15 protein-coding genes and 1 pseudogene are annotated in these 18,604 nt (G+C 57.7%); 6 read left to right on the top strand and 10 right to left on the bottom strand.

Features of this window, described 5'->3' with window-relative positions:
* Positions 1 to 85: 85 nt before the first annotated feature.
* From ACIPLA_RS00585 to ACIPLA_RS00560, 6 genes are all read right to left on the bottom strand, one after another.
* Positions 86 to 1,033: a transporter gene (locus tag ACIPLA_RS00585; RefSeq protein ID WP_401170550.1), complete on the bottom strand. Its 948-nt coding sequence runs from the start codon at positions 1,031 to 1,033 to the stop codon at positions 86 to 88.
* Between the two features lie 232 nt (positions 1,034 to 1,265).
* Complete coding sequence (locus tag ACIPLA_RS00580; RefSeq protein WP_007905566.1) at positions 1,266 to 1,808, bottom strand: flavin reductase family protein; 543 nt, start codon at positions 1,806 to 1,808, stop codon at positions 1,266 to 1,268.
* A 25-nt stretch (positions 1,809 to 1,833) separates the two neighbouring features.
* A complete protein-coding gene (locus ACIPLA_RS00575) occupies positions 1,834 to 3,072 on the bottom strand; it encodes a styrene monooxygenase/indole monooxygenase family protein (RefSeq protein WP_401170546.1) in 1,239 nt (412 codons plus the stop codon).
* 79 nt (positions 3,073 to 3,151) lie between these two features.
* Positions 3,152 to 3,937 carry an SDR family oxidoreductase gene (locus tag ACIPLA_RS00570; protein WP_401170544.1) on the bottom strand — a complete coding sequence of 262 codons (786 nt, stop codon included), beginning with the start codon at positions 3,935 to 3,937 and terminating at the stop codon, positions 3,152 to 3,154.
* A 10-nt stretch (positions 3,938 to 3,947) separates the two neighbouring features.
* On the bottom strand, positions 3,948 to 5,192 hold the full coding sequence (locus ACIPLA_RS00565; protein ID WP_401170542.1) for a dienelactone hydrolase family protein: 1,245 nt from the start codon (positions 5,190 to 5,192) through the stop codon (positions 3,948 to 3,950).
* A gap of 17 nt (positions 5,193 to 5,209) precedes the next feature.
* Positions 5,210 to 5,752 carry a lecithin retinol acyltransferase family protein gene (locus tag ACIPLA_RS00560; protein WP_095632643.1) on the bottom strand — a complete coding sequence of 181 codons (543 nt, stop codon included), beginning with the start codon at positions 5,750 to 5,752 and terminating at the stop codon, positions 5,210 to 5,212.
* Positions 5,753 to 6,166: 414 nt separating this feature from the next.
* Between ACIPLA_RS00560 and ACIPLA_RS00555 the strand changes: the two genes are divergently transcribed.
* From ACIPLA_RS00555 to ACIPLA_RS00530, 6 genes are all read left to right on the top strand, one after another.
* Positions 6,167 to 7,195: an AraC family transcriptional regulator gene (locus ACIPLA_RS00555; protein WP_401170540.1), complete on the top strand. Its 1,029-nt coding sequence runs from the start codon at positions 6,167 to 6,169 to the stop codon at positions 7,193 to 7,195.
* 250 nt (positions 7,196 to 7,445) lie between these two features.
* A complete protein-coding gene (gene mexE / locus ACIPLA_RS00550; RefSeq protein ID WP_401170538.1) occupies positions 7,446 to 8,699 on the top strand; it encodes a multidrug efflux RND transporter periplasmic adaptor subunit MexE in 1,254 nt (417 codons plus the stop codon).
* 15 nt (positions 8,700 to 8,714) lie between these two features.
* The gene (locus ACIPLA_RS00545) at positions 8,715 to 11,906 is read left to right on the top strand and encodes an efflux RND transporter permease subunit (RefSeq protein ID WP_401170535.1); all 3,192 of its coding nucleotides are present in this window, start codon (positions 8,715 to 8,717) and stop codon (positions 11,904 to 11,906) included.
* A complete protein-coding gene (locus ACIPLA_RS00540; protein WP_401170532.1) occupies positions 11,903 to 13,324 on the top strand; it encodes an efflux transporter outer membrane subunit in 1,422 nt (473 codons plus the stop codon). Before ACIPLA_RS00545 ends, ACIPLA_RS00540 begins: the two co-directional genes overlap by 4 nt.
* 327 nt (positions 13,325 to 13,651) lie before the next feature.
* Positions 13,652 to 14,707, top strand: a complete 1,056-nt coding sequence (locus ACIPLA_RS00535) for a tetratricopeptide repeat protein (protein ID WP_123496925.1) — start codon at positions 13,652 to 13,654, stop codon at positions 14,705 to 14,707.
* A 244-nt stretch (positions 14,708 to 14,951) separates the two neighbouring features.
* Positions 14,952 to 15,857: a halovibrin HvnA gene (locus tag ACIPLA_RS00530; protein ID WP_401170529.1), complete on the top strand. Its 906-nt coding sequence runs from the start codon at positions 14,952 to 14,954 to the stop codon at positions 15,855 to 15,857.
* 186 nt (positions 15,858 to 16,043) lie between these two features.
* Here ACIPLA_RS00530 and ACIPLA_RS00525 read toward each other — a convergent pair whose 3' ends face one another.
* From ACIPLA_RS00525 to ACIPLA_RS00510, 4 genes and pseudogenes are all read right to left on the bottom strand, one after another.
* Positions 16,044 to 16,421, bottom strand: a complete 378-nt coding sequence (locus ACIPLA_RS00525) for a response regulator (RefSeq protein WP_008069938.1) — start codon at positions 16,419 to 16,421, stop codon at positions 16,044 to 16,046.
* Positions 16,422 to 16,465: 44 nt separating this feature from the next.
* Positions 16,466 to 17,680, bottom strand: coding sequence for a hybrid sensor histidine kinase/response regulator (locus ACIPLA_RS00520; RefSeq protein WP_218394849.1), 1,215 nt, complete (start codon positions 17,678 to 17,680; stop codon positions 16,466 to 16,468).
* A pseudogene (locus tag ACIPLA_RS00515) lies at positions 17,674 to 17,760 on the bottom strand (chemotaxis protein CheB); the annotation flags it as partial. The gene ACIPLA_RS00520 and the pseudogene ACIPLA_RS00515, both read right to left, overlap by 7 nt.
* The gene (locus ACIPLA_RS00510) at positions 17,757 to 18,572 is read right to left on the bottom strand and encodes a protein-glutamate O-methyltransferase CheR (RefSeq protein WP_218394848.1); all 816 of its coding nucleotides are present in this window, start codon (positions 18,570 to 18,572) and stop codon (positions 17,757 to 17,759) included. The pseudogene ACIPLA_RS00515 and the gene ACIPLA_RS00510, both read right to left, overlap by 4 nt.
* Between the last annotated feature and the right edge of the window lie 32 nt (positions 18,573 to 18,604).

Here is an 18,604-nt window from a genome sequence, read left to right as displayed (position 1 = left end):
GGAAGCAGAAAAAAAAATGCCTGCCGCGTGGGGCAGGCAAAAGACCAAAGGCATCGAACGCCAAAGGAGCAGGAGTTTCGCGGTCTTAAAAGTGATGGATGTAACGCATTTGCACACGACTGCCGTCAGCACGGTTTTCTACGTCTTGCTCAAAGTACGCATTCAAAAATACATGGTCATCCTTCGAGAAACTGTACATTGCACCCGGTCCGATGGACCAGACCTTCTCTCGACGTCCAGATACTTCATGACCGTCCACTTTGGTATCGGTGATCTGCTTTAACCAATAACCGTTGATGCCCAGGCGCAGCTGTGGCGTGACGGCATACTCGGTTGCAAAGTTGGCGTGCAGAGCCTGTCCGGCCTGGATGTCGCCGGCATCGCCAAAGCCTGGCCCCGGGTCGTTGTTTTTGCCGTTGTAGAGATAGTGCGCTCGCACCGACGCCGTCCATTTTGGCGTGAACCAATAGGTGCCCGCCCAATACGGATTAAACGACCAGGCATTAGCCCCGGGATTAACATCGTGTTTGCTATCGTATTTGCCGGTGGGCAAATTGACCTGCAATTCAATGCGATGAACGAAGCGCGGGCCATCGGGCCCCATAATCGGATCAAATTGAATCATCGGTCCCAACAGCAAATCACCAAAGCCACTTTGAGCTTTTATCGCTGCATTGTTCAGCCCGTCATCGACGTCCATCCGCGTCACAAAGGGCAGCAAGGCATTCATACCCAGTGCGGCATTGCCTACGCGAATGTCGGACAAGTACGTCAGTTGAGTGACGGCCACTTGATAATCCAGCTGTTGCTTGGGTAGCCCCAGCGCCTTGCCGTCTTTATCGCGCAGCCGATCGGCGCTGTAGCTCTGGAAGTACTCCTGGAAGTACCAACCTGATCCAGCGGGTGGGCCGCCATCGAGAAAACTGGTGAAACCTAAATTGACCACGGGCAGGTCATACGCCTGTACCGTTTCAAATCCCGAAAAGCCAGATCCCAGAATGCACACCGACAGCAGTTTGATTTTTATTTTCATCACGCTCTCCACTTACAGCCAGGCTAAAGGTAGAGCAGTCGAAAGTTGCAATCTGCAGGCAAGGCCATCCGTTAACGTACAAACGCAGAATCCTCATTGCACAAGCAACAGTCAGACTCAACACCTTCAGGAAATACAGCGAATACTTGCGATCACACCGCAACTTTATGTTTTCAAGCGGTAACAAATACTTCGCCACTCTGAAGTAGCGGCGAAGTTCGGGGTTCTTAAATTATCGACTCAATCCTGGATGCTCCGACGCCACTCGATACTGTCCACAATGAAACACCAGCGGCTCGCCTGTGCCGTGGCGGTAGTGCTCGATCTGCCCAAGAAAAATCAGATGATCACCCCCCTCATACTGCGTAACGTTGCGGCAGACCAAGGTCGCGATCACGCCATCAAGAAGCGGTACTCCGGCCTCCCCGGCCTTGAACGCCACGCCCGAGAATTTGTCTGGCGCAGGCCGCGCAAAACGTCCCGAAAGATCGTGCTGATCAGCACCCAGGATATTGATTGCAAAATGGCCACACGACAGGTAGTCCGCCAGGCTCGGAGCGTTGCGAGAAATACTCCAAAGCACCAGTGGCGGATCCAGCGATACCGATGAAAAGGAGTTGGCGGTCATGCCAACATTGCGCCCGTCAGGGGTGCGCGTGGTAATAACGGTCACACCGGTCGCAAACTTCCCGAGCAGATTACGCAGTTCGCGCGGGTCGCAGTCTTGTGCGTTGACCAGTTCGTGTTGGATAGATTCTGGACTAAATGCATTCATGATGAACTCCTGGCTCGATGGCGGCTCAAGCGGCCTGACGAGTCTTTTCCTGAATAAAGGCTTGGCAAGACTGGGCGTCGAACCACCAAGGTGCAAAATTGCGCGGATCATCGAAGCCGTTGGCGATGGCCGATGCCAGGGGTTTTGACTGGCTGGCGGCGCCCAGCAGTTCCAGCAGGTGCTGAGGCGGTGGAGTCAGCATGGTGTTGGTCCACTTGACCACATGCTGGGCATAGCTCCAGTACTGCTCGAAAGTGTCGTGCATCCAGTCCGGGCCAAAATCTTGCGCACCACGAGCGACAATCGCATCCAGGTAAACCTTGCTGCACTTGGCGGCATTGTTCGAACCCTGGCCGGTAATCGGGTCGTTAACTACCAGAGCATCGGCCATGCCAAAGACCTTGCGGCCAGACGGCAGCGTCAATACCGGTTTACGCACCATCGGCGTGAATCTGCCGGACAAGAAGCCCTTGTCATCGGTCATTTCCACGGAGCGGCAGCGTTCCGCTTCCCAAGGGACGTAGCGATTGATCAGCTCCAGGCTTTTCTCAAGATGTTGCTCTGCAGACGTAATCCCCTGCCAGCAATCCATCGGCCCGCCCGGAATCCCTTCGAAAACCATGATTTCGCAAGGTCCGGTGGTCGTCAGGCAAGGAAACACAAAGTACTCGCCTACACCGGGAATCAAGTTGAAGCTGACCCGGGAAAACGGCGACATCGGTGTCATGCCCTTCACATAGGTCAATGACAGCGCTCTTTGCGGTTGCTGAAACTGAGTCCGCTCGGCATCTTTTTCAAACAGATTGACGATTTCGCCCTTACCCGCCGCCAGCAGTACCAGGTCATGGCTAGTCGACAGCAGCTCCAACTCGGCCACACCGACATCCTGAATAATGACCTCGCCGCCACGCTTCACGACCTCGTCCATCCAGACTGGCATTTTCAGGCGCTGATCGACTGATTGGGCGTAGCGTTCCAGCCGGGTACTCCAGCTGAACAGTGGCTCGTTTGGCTTCTCTGGGTCAGGCACTGCCAGGCCAATACCTTCTACGGCCGGGCACTGGTCTTCCCAAAAGTTGAGGCCCAAATCACGCTCACTTTGCAGGGCGGCGTTGAACATGCACTGACTGGACATCACTTTACCGTTGCGAATGTCCTCGCCATTACGATTAGTGGCCAGGGTCACATGGTAGCCCTTGGCGAGCAGGCCTAGAGCGAGTTGCAGGCCGGCTTGACCGGCTCCGACGATGGCGATTCGACGCATTGTTATTCTCCTGGTTATCGACGGTTACAGGTGCAGCATTCGGCAGTCGCCGAACAGGGTTTCTTGTTAGTGTTCGGTGTTACTCAGCAAGCCTTGGTATCGCCGGCAGGTTCTGTTCCGGTCCCATGACCGAGTAGCCTCCATCGACGGCATAATCCGCACCCGTCACAAAGCTGGCGGCTGGCGAACATAGAAACGCCACCACATTGGCCACTTCGCCGGGTTCTCCCAGCCGACCCAACAGGTGATAGGACGCGGCGACCGCATCAGCCTTTTCGCGGTTACCACCACTGGCTTGGTCGATCACCCGCGACCAGGTCCAGCCAGGCGACACCGAATTAACGCGGATACCGTCGGCGGCCAGGTCCATCGCCATGCAGCGAGTCAGCTGCACCATGGCGGCCTTCGAGACTGGATAAAGCCAGCGCCCGGTCTGGGCACACTTGGCCGAGATGGACGTGAAATTGACAATCGCACCACGTCGGGCTTTAAGGTCCTGATGCACCGCTTGAGTTAATGCCACGGCTGAAACCAGGTTCACATCAAGTGCCTGTAGCCAATCCTGGCGGCTGGAAGCAAAGCCCTGGTCGCTGTAGGTGCAGGCCAGATTAATCAACAGGTCGACCCCACCAAAACGTGCCCGAACGTCTTCGACTACATGGGCAATGAGTTCGTCATCCGTTACATCGAGATGAAAAAATGCGGCTCGCTCACCGAGCTCGGACGCCGCCCTGAGACCTGCTTCACGATCGATATCGAACAGTGCAACGACAGCACCTGCATCCATCAGCGCCCGAGCGACGGCGGAACCAATCAGGGTTGCGCCACCGCTGATCACGGCGACCTTATTCTCTAGTTGAGACATGTCTTTCCCCTTACACCGGCTTGTCAGCGCTGGAAGCCCAACTCGGCATCAGCGTATTGGAGGGCAGTGACTCATCAAGCAACTTTTGCGCAGTCACCACACCCGCCACGGGTAGTCCGGTCGGGTCAAGCAGGCCGATCTGAACCAGCACGCTGGCCTGATCCCAGTAGATGTGTTCGTGATAGAGCTTCGGACCGCGGAACTTGACTACGCCAAGCATCGGGATCTCGACGTAACGCCCAGTGGGTGCCACCCCGGGAAGCATCCAGTCGATCTCGGCGTCATGGGTAAAGCTCATGATGAATTCATCGACGATCTGAGACGCACCGACCGTGCGAGACAGTGGCGTCAACGCCATATCCTTGGGGTTGCCGTGGACGAAGTGATGCTGGTAGAAGCGGCTCAACTCTTTAGCACCCACGCCACCGGTCATGGTCGGGATGTGGTTGACGTAAGGTTCAGCCACCATGGTCGCCATGGTGGCAGGTACGTCCCGGGTATCGAACTCGTGACGTACATGCTCATCCCACAGGTCAGAGAGGTTGTAGTCTGGCCCTAGCTCCCTGCGCAGTGCAGCAACAGTCCGCTCGTGGGCCAGAAGCGCTGATGGCTTGTGGTAGTGATGACCGCTGGGGCGAGCAAACGCGTGATCAACGCCCGGATAAACGTAGAGTTCAACACCCTTTTTATCGCCAAGGGCCTCCTTGATCGCGGAGCGGGCCTCTGCTGGACAGAACTGATCCTGTTCGGCCATATGGAGCACCAGACGCCCTTGAAGTCCTTCAATTTCCAAGAGCGCGGTTTCAATTCCTACGCCGTAGTAGCCAACGGCACAGGCCACCTCAGGCAACCGACAGGCCGCCAGGTAAGCCAGCTTGCCACCCAGGCAATAGCCGACAACACCCAGGTCCCCCGGCTTACATTGAGGCAATGACTCCAATGCCTTCAGACTGGCACGGATATCATCAATGCCCAGCGCCTCGTCGAAGCCCTGGTAGAGCGCATAGGCACGACCGAACTCCGCTTCGGTGTAACCTAAATCGACACCAGGCTCTTGGCGCCAGTACAGGTCCGGAACCAGCACCGTATAACCTTCCTCGGCCAACAGGTCGGCAACTTCACGCATAGCCTGGTTAACGCCGAAGATTTCCTGACAAAGCACCACACCCGGACCGCGACCATCGATAGAGGTCGCAAGGTACGCCTGGAACTGACCGCCGGACGGAACCGGCACGCTGATATATTGGCCTTTCATCTCGAATCTCCAAGGGCTCAGGAACGTTGGATGTGATATTGGGCACCTTCTGCTGCACCGACTATCCGCTGAGTGCAACGCTTGTCCGAGGCCTGCAGGAAGTTATCCGGCAGGCTTTGCAGCACCAGCCGCAGCAGTGCCAATGGATGGGTCATGAAGCCTCGAACCTGTTCGCTACTGCTTTTGCCGTACAGGCACCAGTTACAGAAGTGCTCGCAATTATTAGTCAGCAACCGGTAGTGATTTTCCCCCAGGCGCGAGAGTGCCCGGCGGATCACTTCCTCACCGTCGAACTGAGACATCGGGGCATCGTCGACCCACACTGGTTGCCCGCCAGCAAAACAGTCCAATGCCAACACTTCGACCGGACCGACCTGAAAACCTTTATGAAAGCCTGCGTAGTGCACGACTCGACGCCCGCCCAGATAAATCCCATGGTGGTAGTAACGACGTCTTGACGTGATGAGATGGCTGCCAGGCTGAACGTCGGCGTTTTCCAGGTCGTCCCAGTTGCGCCATTGATGAGCGCTTGGAACAGGCGGTGTATGGGTAATGTTCATGGCGTTCAACCTCGCCGTCTGGCGGCTTCAACGAATCAACAAGCGTTGAAGTCATGGTGCGACCCTGCCCTTGCCAGCACTATCCATCTGATGCTGTCGTTGTCCGCGAGCTGCGAAAATGTGTCGGTGCCTTTGCCGCATTCACCTATGCCTCACCCCTCCAAAAAAAGTTGGACGCCCAGGATTTGCGGGAGGATTCTAAGAAATACCGACTACGGCACGCTGCGTCAGAATGCCACTGTCGTCGCTTGGCACACCAATTGCTGGCTTAGGCAGAAAGCCCAATAAGGGCACAAAAAGAAACGGACATGCACACGGGTTATCCGGATAACGCAGCGATCATCCAGATCCTGCAAAACCTGGGTAACACCACCGTGCGACATGCCTTGAATCGTGCATGCAACTGAGGTGACCATGAGTCAGAATCTCATCGCACAGCGCTGCGCCAGCCTTTTCGACAGTGCGTCGCTGTTCACCCCGGAAAACCAGTTGTTCCTGCTCAATGATCTGGACGGCATCCGCGAGGGCGTCAGCGGCGTCTTCAAAAACCACGAATTGCGCTGCATCGACAGCACCGAACGGGTCAGCGCACGGATGCACCACATCAACCGTGGACGACTGTCCTTGAACCGATTGGAATACGGCGTCAACGTCTTTATCGATCCAGGTCGCCTCGAGGATTTTTTCCTGATCCAGGTGCCCATCAAGGGACAAGCACGCATTCAATGCGCAGGACATGACTTCATTTCCACGCCGGAACGGGCCTCGCTGATCTCCCCTAATCTGCCGTTGTCGATGAGCTGGGAGGCTAACGCGCCACAATTGGCCTTGAGGATTGAGCGCAGTGAAGTCGAATACCATTGCGTCCAGCATCTGGGACACAATTTGGACAGACCGTTGGAATTCGATCCAGAACTCGACCTGACCACACCTGGAGGTCACTACTTTCTCCAGCTAATCAGCATTCTGGCGGACGCAATCAAGCTGGATGACCATCCACTGCACCATTCGCTGGTACTCAAGCAGTTCGAGTCAATGCTGATCAATGCTCTGGTTTACGGCCAACCGAACAATCTTCGAGAACGCCTGGACTGTGCCAGCAGACCCAGAGCGCCTTTACCCCACTTCGTCAAAAGAACCGAAGAGTTCATGCGCGCTCACGCCGACCAACCGCTGAGCATCGAGCAATTGGCCGAACATGCCGGTGTGAGCGTTCGCACGCTGTTCGCCGGCTTCCGCGACTTTTGCGATACCACGCCCATGGCCTACTTGCGCAATTTACGGCTGGAACAAGTGCACCTTGAACTTTGCCGCCAGCAACAAGAAGGTTCGGTCACAGATATCGCCTTCAAATGGGGTTTTGCCCATCTGGGGCGATTTGCTCAGGAGTACAAAAGACGCTACGGCGAAGCCCCCTCAACAACGCTCAGATTCCGTAGCTGAATTCAGAGAGCACAGGCAGAGTTGGCCGAACCCGCCCGCCAAGACTCGGTTTCAAGCCAACCTTTGCATTCCCCGCAACACACAATTGTCATCAATTCATTTGAAAGGCCCCTAATGGGAGGTGCATGCTAGAGGGCTAGCAATGAACTTATATCATTCCGAATGATAGTTACCTTCGGTTCATTCGATTCGTGCCATACAACCCCGCCAAGCATCATCCGTCCATCTCAATACATTGGCGGATGCATCCATGGAACAGTCACTCAAACATTTGCGCTTCCCCTTGGCCTTGTTGGCCGTGCTGGTGATGAGCGCCTGCGGCAAGACCCCGGACGCTGCCGCCACGATGCCCGCGGCCAAAGTCAGCGTGGCCAAGGTGCTGGAGCAACCGGTCAACGAGTGGGACGAATTCACCGGGCGCCTTGAAGCGCCGGAAACGGTAGAGATTCGTCCACGGGTTTCCGGCCAGATCGATGATGTGGCCTTCACCGAAGGCGCGTTGGTCAAGAAAGGCGACCTGCTGTTCCAGATCGATCCGCGTCCATTCCAGGCTGAGGTCCGCCGCCTCGAAGCCCTGGTTGCCCAAGCTCGCGCCACCGCCACCCGCAGTGAAAACGAATCCCAGCGCGGCGAACGCCTGCGCACCAGCAACGCGATTTCCGCCGAACTCGCCGACTCGCGTACCAGCGCGGCTCAAGAAGCCCGCGCCGCCGTCGGCGCGCTCCAGGCGCAACTGGACCTGGCCAAACTGAACCTGAGCTTCACCCGCGTCACTGCGCCTATCAGCGGCCGTGTCAGCCGTGCGGAAATCACCGCCGGCAACCTGGTGACCGCCGATACCACCGCGCTGACCAGCGTGGTGTCCACCGACAAGGTTTACGCCTACTTCGACGCCGACGAGCGTGTCTTCCTTAAATATACCCAGCTCGCCCGCCAGGGCCAACGCGGCGCAACCACGCCGGTTTACCTCGGCCTGTCCAATGAAGACGGCAACCCGCACCAGGGCCAGATGAACTTCGTCGACAACCAGGTCAACCCGAAGACCGGCACCATCCGCGGTCGCGCGGTGTTCGACAACAGCGACGGCACCTACACCCCAGGGCTTTATGCACGCCTGAAACTGGTGGGCAGCGGCACTTACTCCGCGGTGTTGATCAACGACGAAGCGGTCGGTACCGACCTGGGTAAAAAGTTCGTGCTGGTGATGGATGCCGACAACAAAACGGCTTACCGCCCCGTCGAACTGGGTCCGAAGATCGAAGGTCTGCGCATCGTGCGCAGCGGCCTGAACAAAGACGACACCATCATCGTCAAGGGCTTGCAACGGGTTCGCCCTGGTTCACCGGTCACCCCTGAAGTGATTCCGATGGCCAGCCAGGAAACCCTCGCGGCGCTGGCTCAACAACGACAAGCGCTGGAAGCCAGCAACCTGCCCCAAGTCGCACCTGCCAAGGTCGCGCCGGGTGCGGTTGTGAAAGTGGCTGCTGCCACTCCACGCGGTTAAGGGACCATTACTCCGATGAATTTTTCCCAATTCTTCATTTCACGGCCGATCTTCGCAGCGGTACTGTCGCTGCTGATCCTGATCGCCGGCGCCATCTCGCTGTTCCAGCTGCCGATCAGCGAATACCCCGAAGTCGTGCCGCCGACCGTTGTGGTCCGTGCCAACTTCCCGGGCGCCAACCCTAAAGTCATCGGTGAAACCGTGGCCGCTCCTTTGGAGCAAGCCATCACCGGCGTCGAGAACATGCTGTACATGTCCTCACAGTCCACCGCTGACGGCAAGATCACCCTGACCATCACCTTCGCCCTGGGCACCGACCTGGACAACGCGCAGGTGCAGGTTCAGAACCGCGTGACCCGGACCGAGCCCAAGCTTCCCGAGGAAGTGACGCGTATCGGTATCACCGTCGACAAAGCTTCGCCCGACCTGACCATGGTTGTGCACTTGACCTCGCCGGACAAACGCTACGACATGCTCTACCTGTCCAACTACGCCTTGCTCAACATCAAGGATGAGCTGGCGCGTCTGGGCGGTGTCGGTGATGTGCAGCTGTTCGGGATGGGCGATTACTCGCTGCGGGTGTGGCTCGATCCGAACAAGACTGCTTCGCGCAACCTGACCGCGACCGATGTGGTCACCGCGATTCGTGAACAGAACCGTCAAGTGGCGGCCGGTGCCCTGGGCGCTCCGCCTGCACCGAATGCCACGGCGTTCCAGCTGTCGGTCAACACGCAAGGCCGTCTGGTTTCCGAGGAAGAGTTCGAGAACATCATCATTCGCTCCGGCGAAAATGGTGAAATCACTCGCCTTAAAGACATTGCTCGCGTCGAACTCGGCTCCAGCCAGTACGCCCTGCGCTCCTTGCTCGACAACCAGCCGGCGGTGGCGATCCCGATCTTCCAGCGCCCTGGTTCCAACGCGATCCAGATCTCCAACGATGTTCGGGAGAAAATGGCCGAGCTGAAGAAGAACTTCCCGGAAGGCATGGACTTCAGCATCGTCTATGACCCGACGATCTTCGTGCGCGGTTCCATCGAGGCGGTGGTTCACACCCTCTTCGAAGCGCTGATCCTCGTTGTACTCGTGGTGATCCTGTTCCTGCAAACCTGGCGTGCCTCGATCATCCCGTTGGTGGCGGTGCCGGTTTCGCTGATCGGTACGTTTGCCGTGATGCACCTGTTCGGCTTCTCGTTGAACGCCCTGTCGCTGTTCGGACTGGTACTGGCCATCGGTATCGTGGTCGACGATGCGATTGTGGTGGTGGAGAACGTCGAGCGAAACATCGGGCTCGGATTAACCCCTGTAGAAGCCACCAAGCGTGCGATGCGTGAAGTGACCGGCCCGATCATCGCGACGGCGCTGGTGCTGTGCGCGGTGTTTATCCCGGCTGCGTTCATCTCCGGCTTGACCGGGCAGTTCTATAAACAGTTCGCCCTGACGATTGCGATTTCGACCGTGATCTCGGCCTTCAACTCACTGACCTTGTCGCCGGCGCTGGCCGCCGTGTTGCTCAAAAGTCATGACGCGCCGAAGGACCGTTTCTCCAAGGTTCTGGACAATATCTTCGGTGGCTGGTTGTTCCGTCCGTTCAACCGCTTCTTTGACAAGGCCAGCCAAGGTTATGTCGGCACTGTAGGCAGGGTTATCCGCAGCAGCGGTATCGCCCTGCTGCTGTACGCCGGCCTGATGGTGTTGACGTTCTTCGGTTTCTCCAATACCCCGACCGGTTTCGTACCCGGCCAGGACAAACAATACCTGGTGGCCTTCGCGCAACTGCCGGATGCCGCGAGCCTGGACCGTACCGAAGACGTGATCAAGCGCATGTCCGACCTGGCCCTGAAACAGCCTGGCGTGGAAAGCGCGGTGGCCTTCCCGGGTCTGTCGATCAACGGGTTCACCAACAGCCCTAACTCCGGCATCGTGTTCGTCACCCTTAAACCGTTCGACGAGCGCAAGGATCCGAGCATGTCCGCCGGTGCGATTGCCGGTGCATTGAACGGCCAGTACGCCGGGATTCAGGAAGCCTACATGGCGATCTTCCCGCCGCCGCCGGTACAAGGCCTGGGCACCATTGGCGGTTTCCGCCTGCAGATCGAAGACCGGGGCAACCTGGGCTATGACGAGCTGTACAAAGAAACCATGAACATCATCACCAAAAGCCACAGCGTGCCGGAACTGGCCGGCCTGTTCACCAGCTACACCGTGAACGTGCCGCAGGTCGATGCCGCCATCGACCGGGAAAAAGCCAAGACCCACGGCGTTGCCGTCAGCGACATCTTCGACACCCTGCAGATCTATCTGGGCTCGCTGTATGCCAACGACTTCAACCGCTTCGGTCGCACCTATCAGGTCAACGTTCAGGCTGAGCAGCAGTTCCGCCTCGAATCGGACCAGATCGGTCAGCTGAAAGTGCGTAACAACCGCGGCGAGATGATTCCGCTGGCGACCTTCATCAAGGTCAGCGACACCTCGGGGCCGGACCGCGTGATGCACTACAACGGCTTCATCACCGCTGAAATCAACGGTGCGGCAGCCCCCGGCTACAGCTCCGGCCAGGCCGAGAAAGCCATCGAGAAACTGCTCAAGGACGAATTGCCCAACGGCATGACCTACGAGTGGACCGACCTGACCTACCAGCAGATTCTGTCCGGCAACACAGCGCTGTTCGTGTTCCCGCTCTGCGTACTGCTGGCGTTCCTGGTGCTCGCGGCTCAATACGAAAGCTGGAGCCTGCCACTGGCGGTGATCCTGATCGTACCGATGACCCTGCTGTCGGCCATTACCGGTGTGATTGCCTCGGGCGGTGACAACAATATCTTCACCCAGATCGGTTTGATCGTACTGGTGGGACTGGCCTGTAAGAACGCGATTCTGATCGTCGAGTTTGCCAAGGATAAACAGGAAGAAGGCCTTGGCCCGCTGGCAGCGGTGCTGGAAGCTTGCCGTCTGCGTCTGCGGCCGATCCTGATGACATCCTTCGCGTTCATCATGGGTGTGGTGCCTTTGGTTTTCTCCAGCGGTGCCGGTGCTGAAATGCGTCATGCCATGGGTGTGGCGGTGTTCTCCGGGATGCTCGGGGTGACCTTCTTCGGTCTGTTGCTGACGCCAGTGTTCTACGTACTGATTCGTAACTTTGTGGAGCGCGGTGAAGCGCGCAAAGCGGCCAAGGCGCTGAAATTGGAAAAGCAACTGGAGGCGCAACAATGAGCCTGAAAGCCTTCCTGCCGAGCCTTCTGGTGCTGGCCCTGAGTGCCTGTGCCGTTGGCCCGGACTACAAAACCCCAACCACGGAGGCGGCCAACATCACGGCCGCCACCGATGGCAGCGCCGGTCAGAAGAACTTCGACCGCGCCCGTTTCGAAGGCATCTGGTGGCAGCAGTTCGACGATCCGACCCTCAACCAGTTGGTGACCCAATCCTTGCAAGGCAACCGTGATTTGCGCGTGGCCTTCGCTCGCTGGAAAGCGGCCCGGGCGATTCGCGATGACGCCAGCAATGACGCCATGCCGACCATCACCAGCCGCGCCAGCAGTGATCTGGCCAAGGGGCAGATTCCCGGCCAGACCACCGACCGGGTCAGCAGTGAACGCTATGACCTGGGCCTGGACATGGCCTGGGAACTGGACTTGTTCGGTCGCATCCAGCGCAACCTGGAATCCAGCGACGCTGAACAGCAGGCCGCCGAAGCCGATCTTTACCAACTGCAAGTCACCATGATTGCCGAACTGGTGGACGCCTATGGCCAACTGCGCGGTGCACAACTGCGAGAAAAGATCGCCCTGGCCAACCTGAACAACCAGCAGGAATCGCGCAAGATCACCGAAAGCCTGCGTGATGCCGGTGTCGGCGATCAGCTGGACGTGGTTCGCGCCGATGCGCGCCTGGCGTCTGTCGAAGCCAGCGTGCCGCAACTGCAGGCCGAACAGGTGCGTCAGCGCAACCGCATCGCCACCTTGCTGGGCGAGCGTCCGGACAAGCTGAGCGTCGACCTGAGTCCAAAAGACTTGCCGGCCATCGCCAAGGCCCTGCCAATCGGTGATCCGGGCGAGCTGCTGCAACGGCGTCCGGACATCCGTAGCGCCGAACGCCAACTGGCGGCCGCCACCGCTCGCATCGGCGTGGCCAAGGCTGATTTGTTCCCACGGGTCAGCCTCAGCGGCTTCCTCGGTTTCACCGCCGGGCGCGGATCGCAGATCGGTTCCTCGGCGGCCAACGCCTGGGCACTGGGCCCAAGCATTACCTGGGCGGCGTTTGACCTGGGCAGCGTGCGGGCCCGTTTGCGCGGTGCCGATGCCGAAGCCGAAGGCGCCCTGGCGACCTACGAGCAGCAAGTGCTGCTGGCGCTGGAAGAGTCGGAAAACGCCTTCAGCGATTACGGCAAACGTCAGCAGCGCCTGATCTCGCTGATTCGTCAAAGCGAATCAAGCCGCGCCGCTGCGGATCTGGCCGACATTCGCTACCGCGAAGGCACCGTGGACTTCCTCGTGTTGCTCGATGCCCAGCGTGAGCGCCTCGCAGCCGAAGACACCCAGGCCCAGGCCGAAGTCGATTTGTATCGCGGCATTGTCGCGATCTACAAAGCCCTTGGCGGCGGCTGGCAACCAGAGACGGTCGCCAGCAAGTAACGTTTCAACGAGCTCCTTTGGTTGGCCGCAACCAACCAATTCTTTTGCCCCGCGCCTCATTCGGTCGCGGGGCTTTTTTTTGATTCTTCACAGAACCTGTGGGAGCGGGCTTGCTCGCGAAGAGGCCGGTACATCCGACAGATATTCTGTGGCTGGCATACCGCATTCGCGAGCAAGCCCGCTCCCACAGGGATTTGGGGGTGTCAGGATTGAACAGTTCTGCGCCCCCAAGGCTCGAATCGCGAAAACCTCACTCCTGGTTTGACTCACAGCCCGGCCTGACCGAAGCTGATGACCTTGCAAAAACCTGCCACCCCGGATTCCTGCATGCCTCAGTCCCGCCGCTACTTGCTCATCAGCGTTTGCGTATTGTTTGCCCTCGCCCTCGCCTGGTTTTTCCTGCGCAGCACGACGCCCGTGGTGCCGGCGGCGATCAAGCATGGCTACAGCGAAGCGCTGGCCCAGGCTCGTGCAGGTCAACCGGGGGCGGCGCGGGTGCTTTATCAGCAATTGGGGCGCCCTGACCTGTCGACCAAGCGTCGTGTCTGGCTGCATGCCGAACTGCCCAACTACCCAAGCCCGCAAGCTTTGAAACTGGCCGATGCAGACCTGCAACACCCCTCGGCGGATGTGCGCATCGCGGCGATCAAAAGCATCAGCGGGCTGGTGCCCGGTGGACAGCGCAGTCTGTTGCTGGGCCCCTTACTCGATGACAGCGACCCCAACGTCCGGTTTGCGGCGGTCAACGCGTTATTGGGTCTGACGCCGGATGAGCTGGGATTGTATTTCGGCCCCTTGGAGCAAGCCATCGACGCCTGGGAACAGGTCCTCAAGCATCGGCCGGAAAGTGCTGAAACCCAATATCAACTGGCGCGCCTGCATTTGCACAATGCCGAGCTGAAAAATGCGCAGCAGGCCTTGGAACGCACGTTGCAACTGGAGCCCGGCAACCTGCCGGCACTGGTGATGCAGATCGAAGTGCTGGATAAACAGGGCCAAAGCGATGCGGCCAGGCAATTGTTGGCCAAGCAATTAAAGGCGCAGCCCGATTCGGCCTACCTGCAACATGCCCTGGGGCTTTGGTTGCTGCATCACGGGCAAAGTGAGTTCGCTCTGCTCGGGTTGTCCAAAGCCGTGGAGCTTGAGCCCGACAACAAGGATTACCGCTACGACCTGGCCACCACGCTGCATGGCGAGCAAGAGCTGGAAGCGGCGCAGAACCAGCTGCAGGAAATCGTCCAGCGCCACCCGGCCGATCGCAAGGCGCGTGTGCTCTTGATCAACTATTGGAAGGAAAGCGGTCAGTTGCAGAACGTGCAGATTCTGTTGGCACAGCTGGAGCAGCTAAACCCCGACGATCCGGCGTTGCAGCAAGGGCTTTAGGCAGTCGTCAAATTTCGCTGCGCCTGAGCGCAATGGCTGGTAGACCGCTCAAAAAGCGCAATTGCGCGTCGATCAATCGACCACGCTATACGCCAGCGTAAAGGTTGTCACCTGTCAACTCTGACAGCTATTCACAGCAATTCCTTGAGGTTTAAATCCCTTCTGAAGTACGCAGCATACCCGTTGGAGGGCCGCCTGCGCTCGCCTGCCTTGAGCAGGTCAACCTTCAAGGGGTGGACAAGCAATGAAAAAAATAACTGCGCTAATGTTGATGGTTGTTTTGGCGGGCTGTCAGGTTCGCGATCAACAACTACAATCGGCTACGACATCAAGCATCGCACAAAGCGGTCCTGAGATCGCAGCAGATCTGACGGCACGTTACAACGATGTTCGCATCAATTGCGGTTCGCCATCGACGCCGGCATTTTTGTGCTCCGGTATCATCTTGCGTTCGACGGTGCATGGGCCTGGTTACTTCTTCTGGAATCCAAGTCCCCATTCACAGCAGAGCGGAGGCGTGTCCTTTTCCTATTTACGTAAAGATGCAAAGTTCCAGAAGCTGGTATTTGGCCAAAATAACGGATTTGTTTTCTATCCGGTATTTAACACTCCTCCAGGCAAAGAGCACATCGAGATCTTGTGCAGCTACCCCATCGACGGCTGGACTCAGTTGCGTGAAACCCCAGGATGCGGAGCTCACCCCTATTACCCGACACAAAGCAAACGCTGCCAGACGATGGGCATCTCTACCGCCGAGCAGTGGATGGCACATTGGAACGCTGCCCCCTCAAGCGCATACAGGCCGGCTTACCAGTGCAGTTTTGATGTAAGGGACTCTATGAACCAATTGGCCGCCGACTCGTTTTACCAATCCCTACGCACAAGAAACCTGCTGGGCGCGACCTGGTTCCCTCAACAGAATGAGTTGATTCTGAGAACGTGGGCGCAGACAGACAACCCGAATGGACTTCCGATCCAGGCGCTCTTCTACACGGGCGATGGCCTGTCGAACGCCCGGAAGGATCAAGTGCATTTTCGCAATCAATCCGGCGATGTATTACCCATTATCAAGCTAACCTTGCCTACCAATTCCTCGGAGAATGCAGTGTTCACCTATGACCCCAACGATCTGGATCCGTCAATTCCCTAGTCCGGGATGTGCACAGGCGTCGGCATTGCGCGACTCGATGAATCATCTTGGGGCCGACTCCAGCGCCAAGAAAGGTGTTCTTCATATTTATTGACGGCGAAGGTGCGGGAGATGATCAGAATCTGAGGGATTCTTGTGCAGGAACGGCCGCAGCCTGCGGCAGCTCCTACGGGGGGCCAGCCGTCTTCAGGACAGCATGTCCTGCATGATCTGTTGCAACACATCCAGATCGAACGGCTTGCCCAGGATCGGCGCTTTGCGGGTGATCGGGCTGTCGGTCTCGCGAATTTCCTGCGGGTAACCGCTGATGAAGATGACCTTGAGCTCCGGTCGCAGCTTCACGGCGGGTTCGGCGATCTGCACGCCAGTGATTCCCCCCGGTAAGCGGAAGTCGGTGATCATCATGTCCAGATGCGGTTTGCTCGCCAGAATTTCAAAGGCCTGCTCGCCGTTTTCGGCTTGCAGCACCCGGTACCCCTCACCCGACAAATAAGCAGACAGCACCATCAAGATCGAAGGGTCATCCTCGACGATCAGTACCACATCTTGTGCATCTTCACTCATGGAAAGCCTTTGTTCGGTCAATAGCTGCTGATACGACCGTGCGGTCACTCAGAGGTTGCGTTTATTGGGCTGTTTTCCTGCAGCGGCAGACAAACGCGAAACAAGGCGCCTTCGCCAATCCGGCTCTCGACAGTGATGGAGCCACCGTGGGCGGCGACAATCTGCTCCGAAATAAACAGCCCCAGGCCCAACCCCGCCACAACGGCCTTGGCGGAAACCCGTTCGAACTGCTGAAAAATGCGCTGCTGATCCTCTTCACCGATCCCGATACCGCGATCCTGAATCTCGAGCCACGCTTGCCCGTCCTGATTGTACACGCGTACGTCAATCGGGCTCTTGGCGCCATAACGCAACGCATTGGTCAGCAGGTTGGAAATCACTTGTTCGATACGGAACTCGTCCCAGTGGCCCACCACCGGCTGCTCGGCCGTCAAGGTCATCGACGACTCGGCGGCCTCGACCTGCGGGGCAAAGTTTTGTAGAAGATTGTTCACCAGTTGTACAAGGTCAAACCGGCTGGGGCGGATCGACAGCTTACCGGTGCGGATCCGCGACACATCGAGCATGTCTTCGATCAGACGGATCAGGCTTTTGATCTGCCGCTCGTCGCGGTCGACCATGGCGTGCATCTTGTCCAGCGTGAATGCCGCGGCGTTATTCCGGGCCAGGTGCATTTTGCGCAACTGGGTTTCGAGAATCAGGCCATTGAGCGGCGTACGGACTTCATGGGCCACGATGGACATGAAGTCATCACGCATGCGCACCGCTTGCTCCAGCTCATTCTGGGTGTTCTGCAACTGCTTGAGCAGCGCCTCCTGTTCCCGGCGACTTTGCTCCAGCGCTTCGACCTGATGCTTCATCGCTTTGCTCTGGCGATACAGGTCGACAAAGACATTGACCTTGCTCTTGACCGCATGAACGTCCAGCGGCTTGTGCAAGAAGTCTACCGCACCGCTTTCATAGCCCTTGAACGCGTAATTAAGCTCGCGGCCGGCGGCACTGACGAACACAATCGGGATATTTTTGGTTTTTTCCGTGCCGCGCATCAACTCGGCCAGCTCGAAGCCGTTCATGCCGGGCATCTGCACATCGAGAATGGCCATGGCGAATTCATGCTGCAGCAACAGCGACAAGGCTTCGTCGGCGGACAGGGCTTTGTAGACGATACGGTCTTCACGCCTGATCAATGCATCGAGCGCCAGAAGGTTTTCCGGCAGGTCGTCGACGATCAGTAATTTGGCCAGGACATTACTTAACATGCGATTCGTTCCAGCTCGACAAACAGACGGCCAATGCCGCGAAGATCCAGCCGATGAGTATCCAGCACTGCCCTGTTCATGATTTGCGATAGATCCGTTCTGGTTTGACCAATGCTTCAAATTGATTGCCATAGGCTGAGAAATCCACGGTTTCCTTACTGCCCAGTGCCAGAAAGCCCCGATGACACAGCGATTCGTGAAACAAGCCCAACGCACGACCCTGAAGTTTTTTATTGAAATAAATCAATACATTACGACATGAAATTAATTGAGTTTCCGAGAACACACTGTCGGTGGCCAGGCTGTGATCGGCGAAGGTCACGTTGTCGCACAGGCTCTTGTCGAAAATCGCATAACCATAGGCCGCCGTGTAGTAATCGGCGAACGACCGCTGACCACCCGCCTGTTGGTAGTTGTGAGTGTAGGCCCGGACGTTCTCCAGGGAGAAAATCCCTTGCCGCGCTTTATCCAGCGAGTGCGGGTTGATGTCGGTGGCATAGAGGATGGTGCGATCCAGCAGGCCTTCTTCGCGCAGCAGAATCGCCATCGAATAGACCTCTTCGCCAGTGCTGCAACCGGCGATCCAGACCTTGATCGACGGATAAGTCTTGAGCAGTGGCACCACTTCCTGACGTAGCGCCAGGAAATGCGAAGGGTCGCGGAACATTTCACTGACCGGGATCGTCAGCAATTGCAGCAATTGCATGAACGCGGTCGGATCATGCAGAACCTTCTCTCGCAGCGCCGAGATGGTTTTGCACTCGAACTGACTCAAGGCGTGATTGACCCGGCGTTTGATCGACGCGCTGGAGTAATCGCGAAAATCGTAGCTGTACTTGAGGTAGATCGCCTCGATCAATAAGCGCAATTCGGTTTCGGTGTCGCGCTCCACTAGTGTCCTGCCTCGCAAGTATGTCCCTTTTT

The organism is Pseudomonas sp. NPDC086112, from assembly GCF_044746425.1.
Lineage (GTDB): Bacteria > Pseudomonadota > Gammaproteobacteria > Pseudomonadales > Pseudomonadaceae > Aquipseudomonas.
The sequence above is the reverse complement of the archived record's forward strand: the minus strand, read 5'-3'. Positions and strand labels throughout refer to the sequence as shown.

Excerpts from the sequence above, each read along its gene's own strand:
- ACIPLA_RS00585 (WP_401170550.1), bottom strand. The coding sequence starts at position 1,033 with ATGAAAATAAAAATCAAACTGCTGTCGGTGTGCATTCTGGGATCTGGC.
- ACIPLA_RS00580 (WP_007905566.1), bottom strand. The coding sequence starts at position 1,808 with ATGAATGCATTTAGTCCAGAATCTATCCAACACGAACTGGTCAACGCA.
- ACIPLA_RS00575 (WP_401170546.1), bottom strand. The coding sequence starts at position 3,072 with ATGCGTCGAATCGCCATCGTCGGAGCCGGTCAAGCCGGCCTGCAACTC.
- ACIPLA_RS00570 (WP_401170544.1), bottom strand. The coding sequence starts at position 3,937 with ATGTCTCAACTAGAGAATAAGGTCGCCGTGATCAGCGGTGGCGCAACC.
- ACIPLA_RS00565 (WP_401170542.1), bottom strand. The coding sequence starts at position 5,192 with ATGAAAGGCCAATATATCAGCGTGCCGGTTCCGTCCGGCGGTCAGTTC.
- ACIPLA_RS00560 (WP_095632643.1), bottom strand. The coding sequence starts at position 5,752 with ATGAACATTACCCATACACCGCCTGTTCCAAGCGCTCATCAATGGCGC.
- ACIPLA_RS00555 (WP_401170540.1), top strand. The coding sequence starts at position 6,167 with ATGAGTCAGAATCTCATCGCACAGCGCTGCGCCAGCCTTTTCGACAGT.
- mexE (WP_401170538.1), top strand. The coding sequence starts at position 7,446 with ATGGAACAGTCACTCAAACATTTGCGCTTCCCCTTGGCCTTGTTGGCC.
- ACIPLA_RS00545 (WP_401170535.1), top strand. The coding sequence starts at position 8,715 with ATGAATTTTTCCCAATTCTTCATTTCACGGCCGATCTTCGCAGCGGTA.
- ACIPLA_RS00540 (WP_401170532.1), top strand. The coding sequence starts at position 11,903 with ATGAGCCTGAAAGCCTTCCTGCCGAGCCTTCTGGTGCTGGCCCTGAGT.
- ACIPLA_RS00535 (WP_123496925.1), top strand. The coding sequence starts at position 13,652 with ATGCCTCAGTCCCGCCGCTACTTGCTCATCAGCGTTTGCGTATTGTTT.
- ACIPLA_RS00530 (WP_401170529.1), top strand. The coding sequence starts at position 14,952 with ATGAAAAAAATAACTGCGCTAATGTTGATGGTTGTTTTGGCGGGCTGT.
- ACIPLA_RS00525 (WP_008069938.1), bottom strand. The coding sequence starts at position 16,421 with ATGAGTGAAGATGCACAAGATGTGGTACTGATCGTCGAGGATGACCCT.
- ACIPLA_RS00520 (WP_218394849.1), bottom strand. The coding sequence starts at position 17,680 with ATGTTAAGTAATGTCCTGGCCAAATTACTGATCGTCGACGACCTGCCG.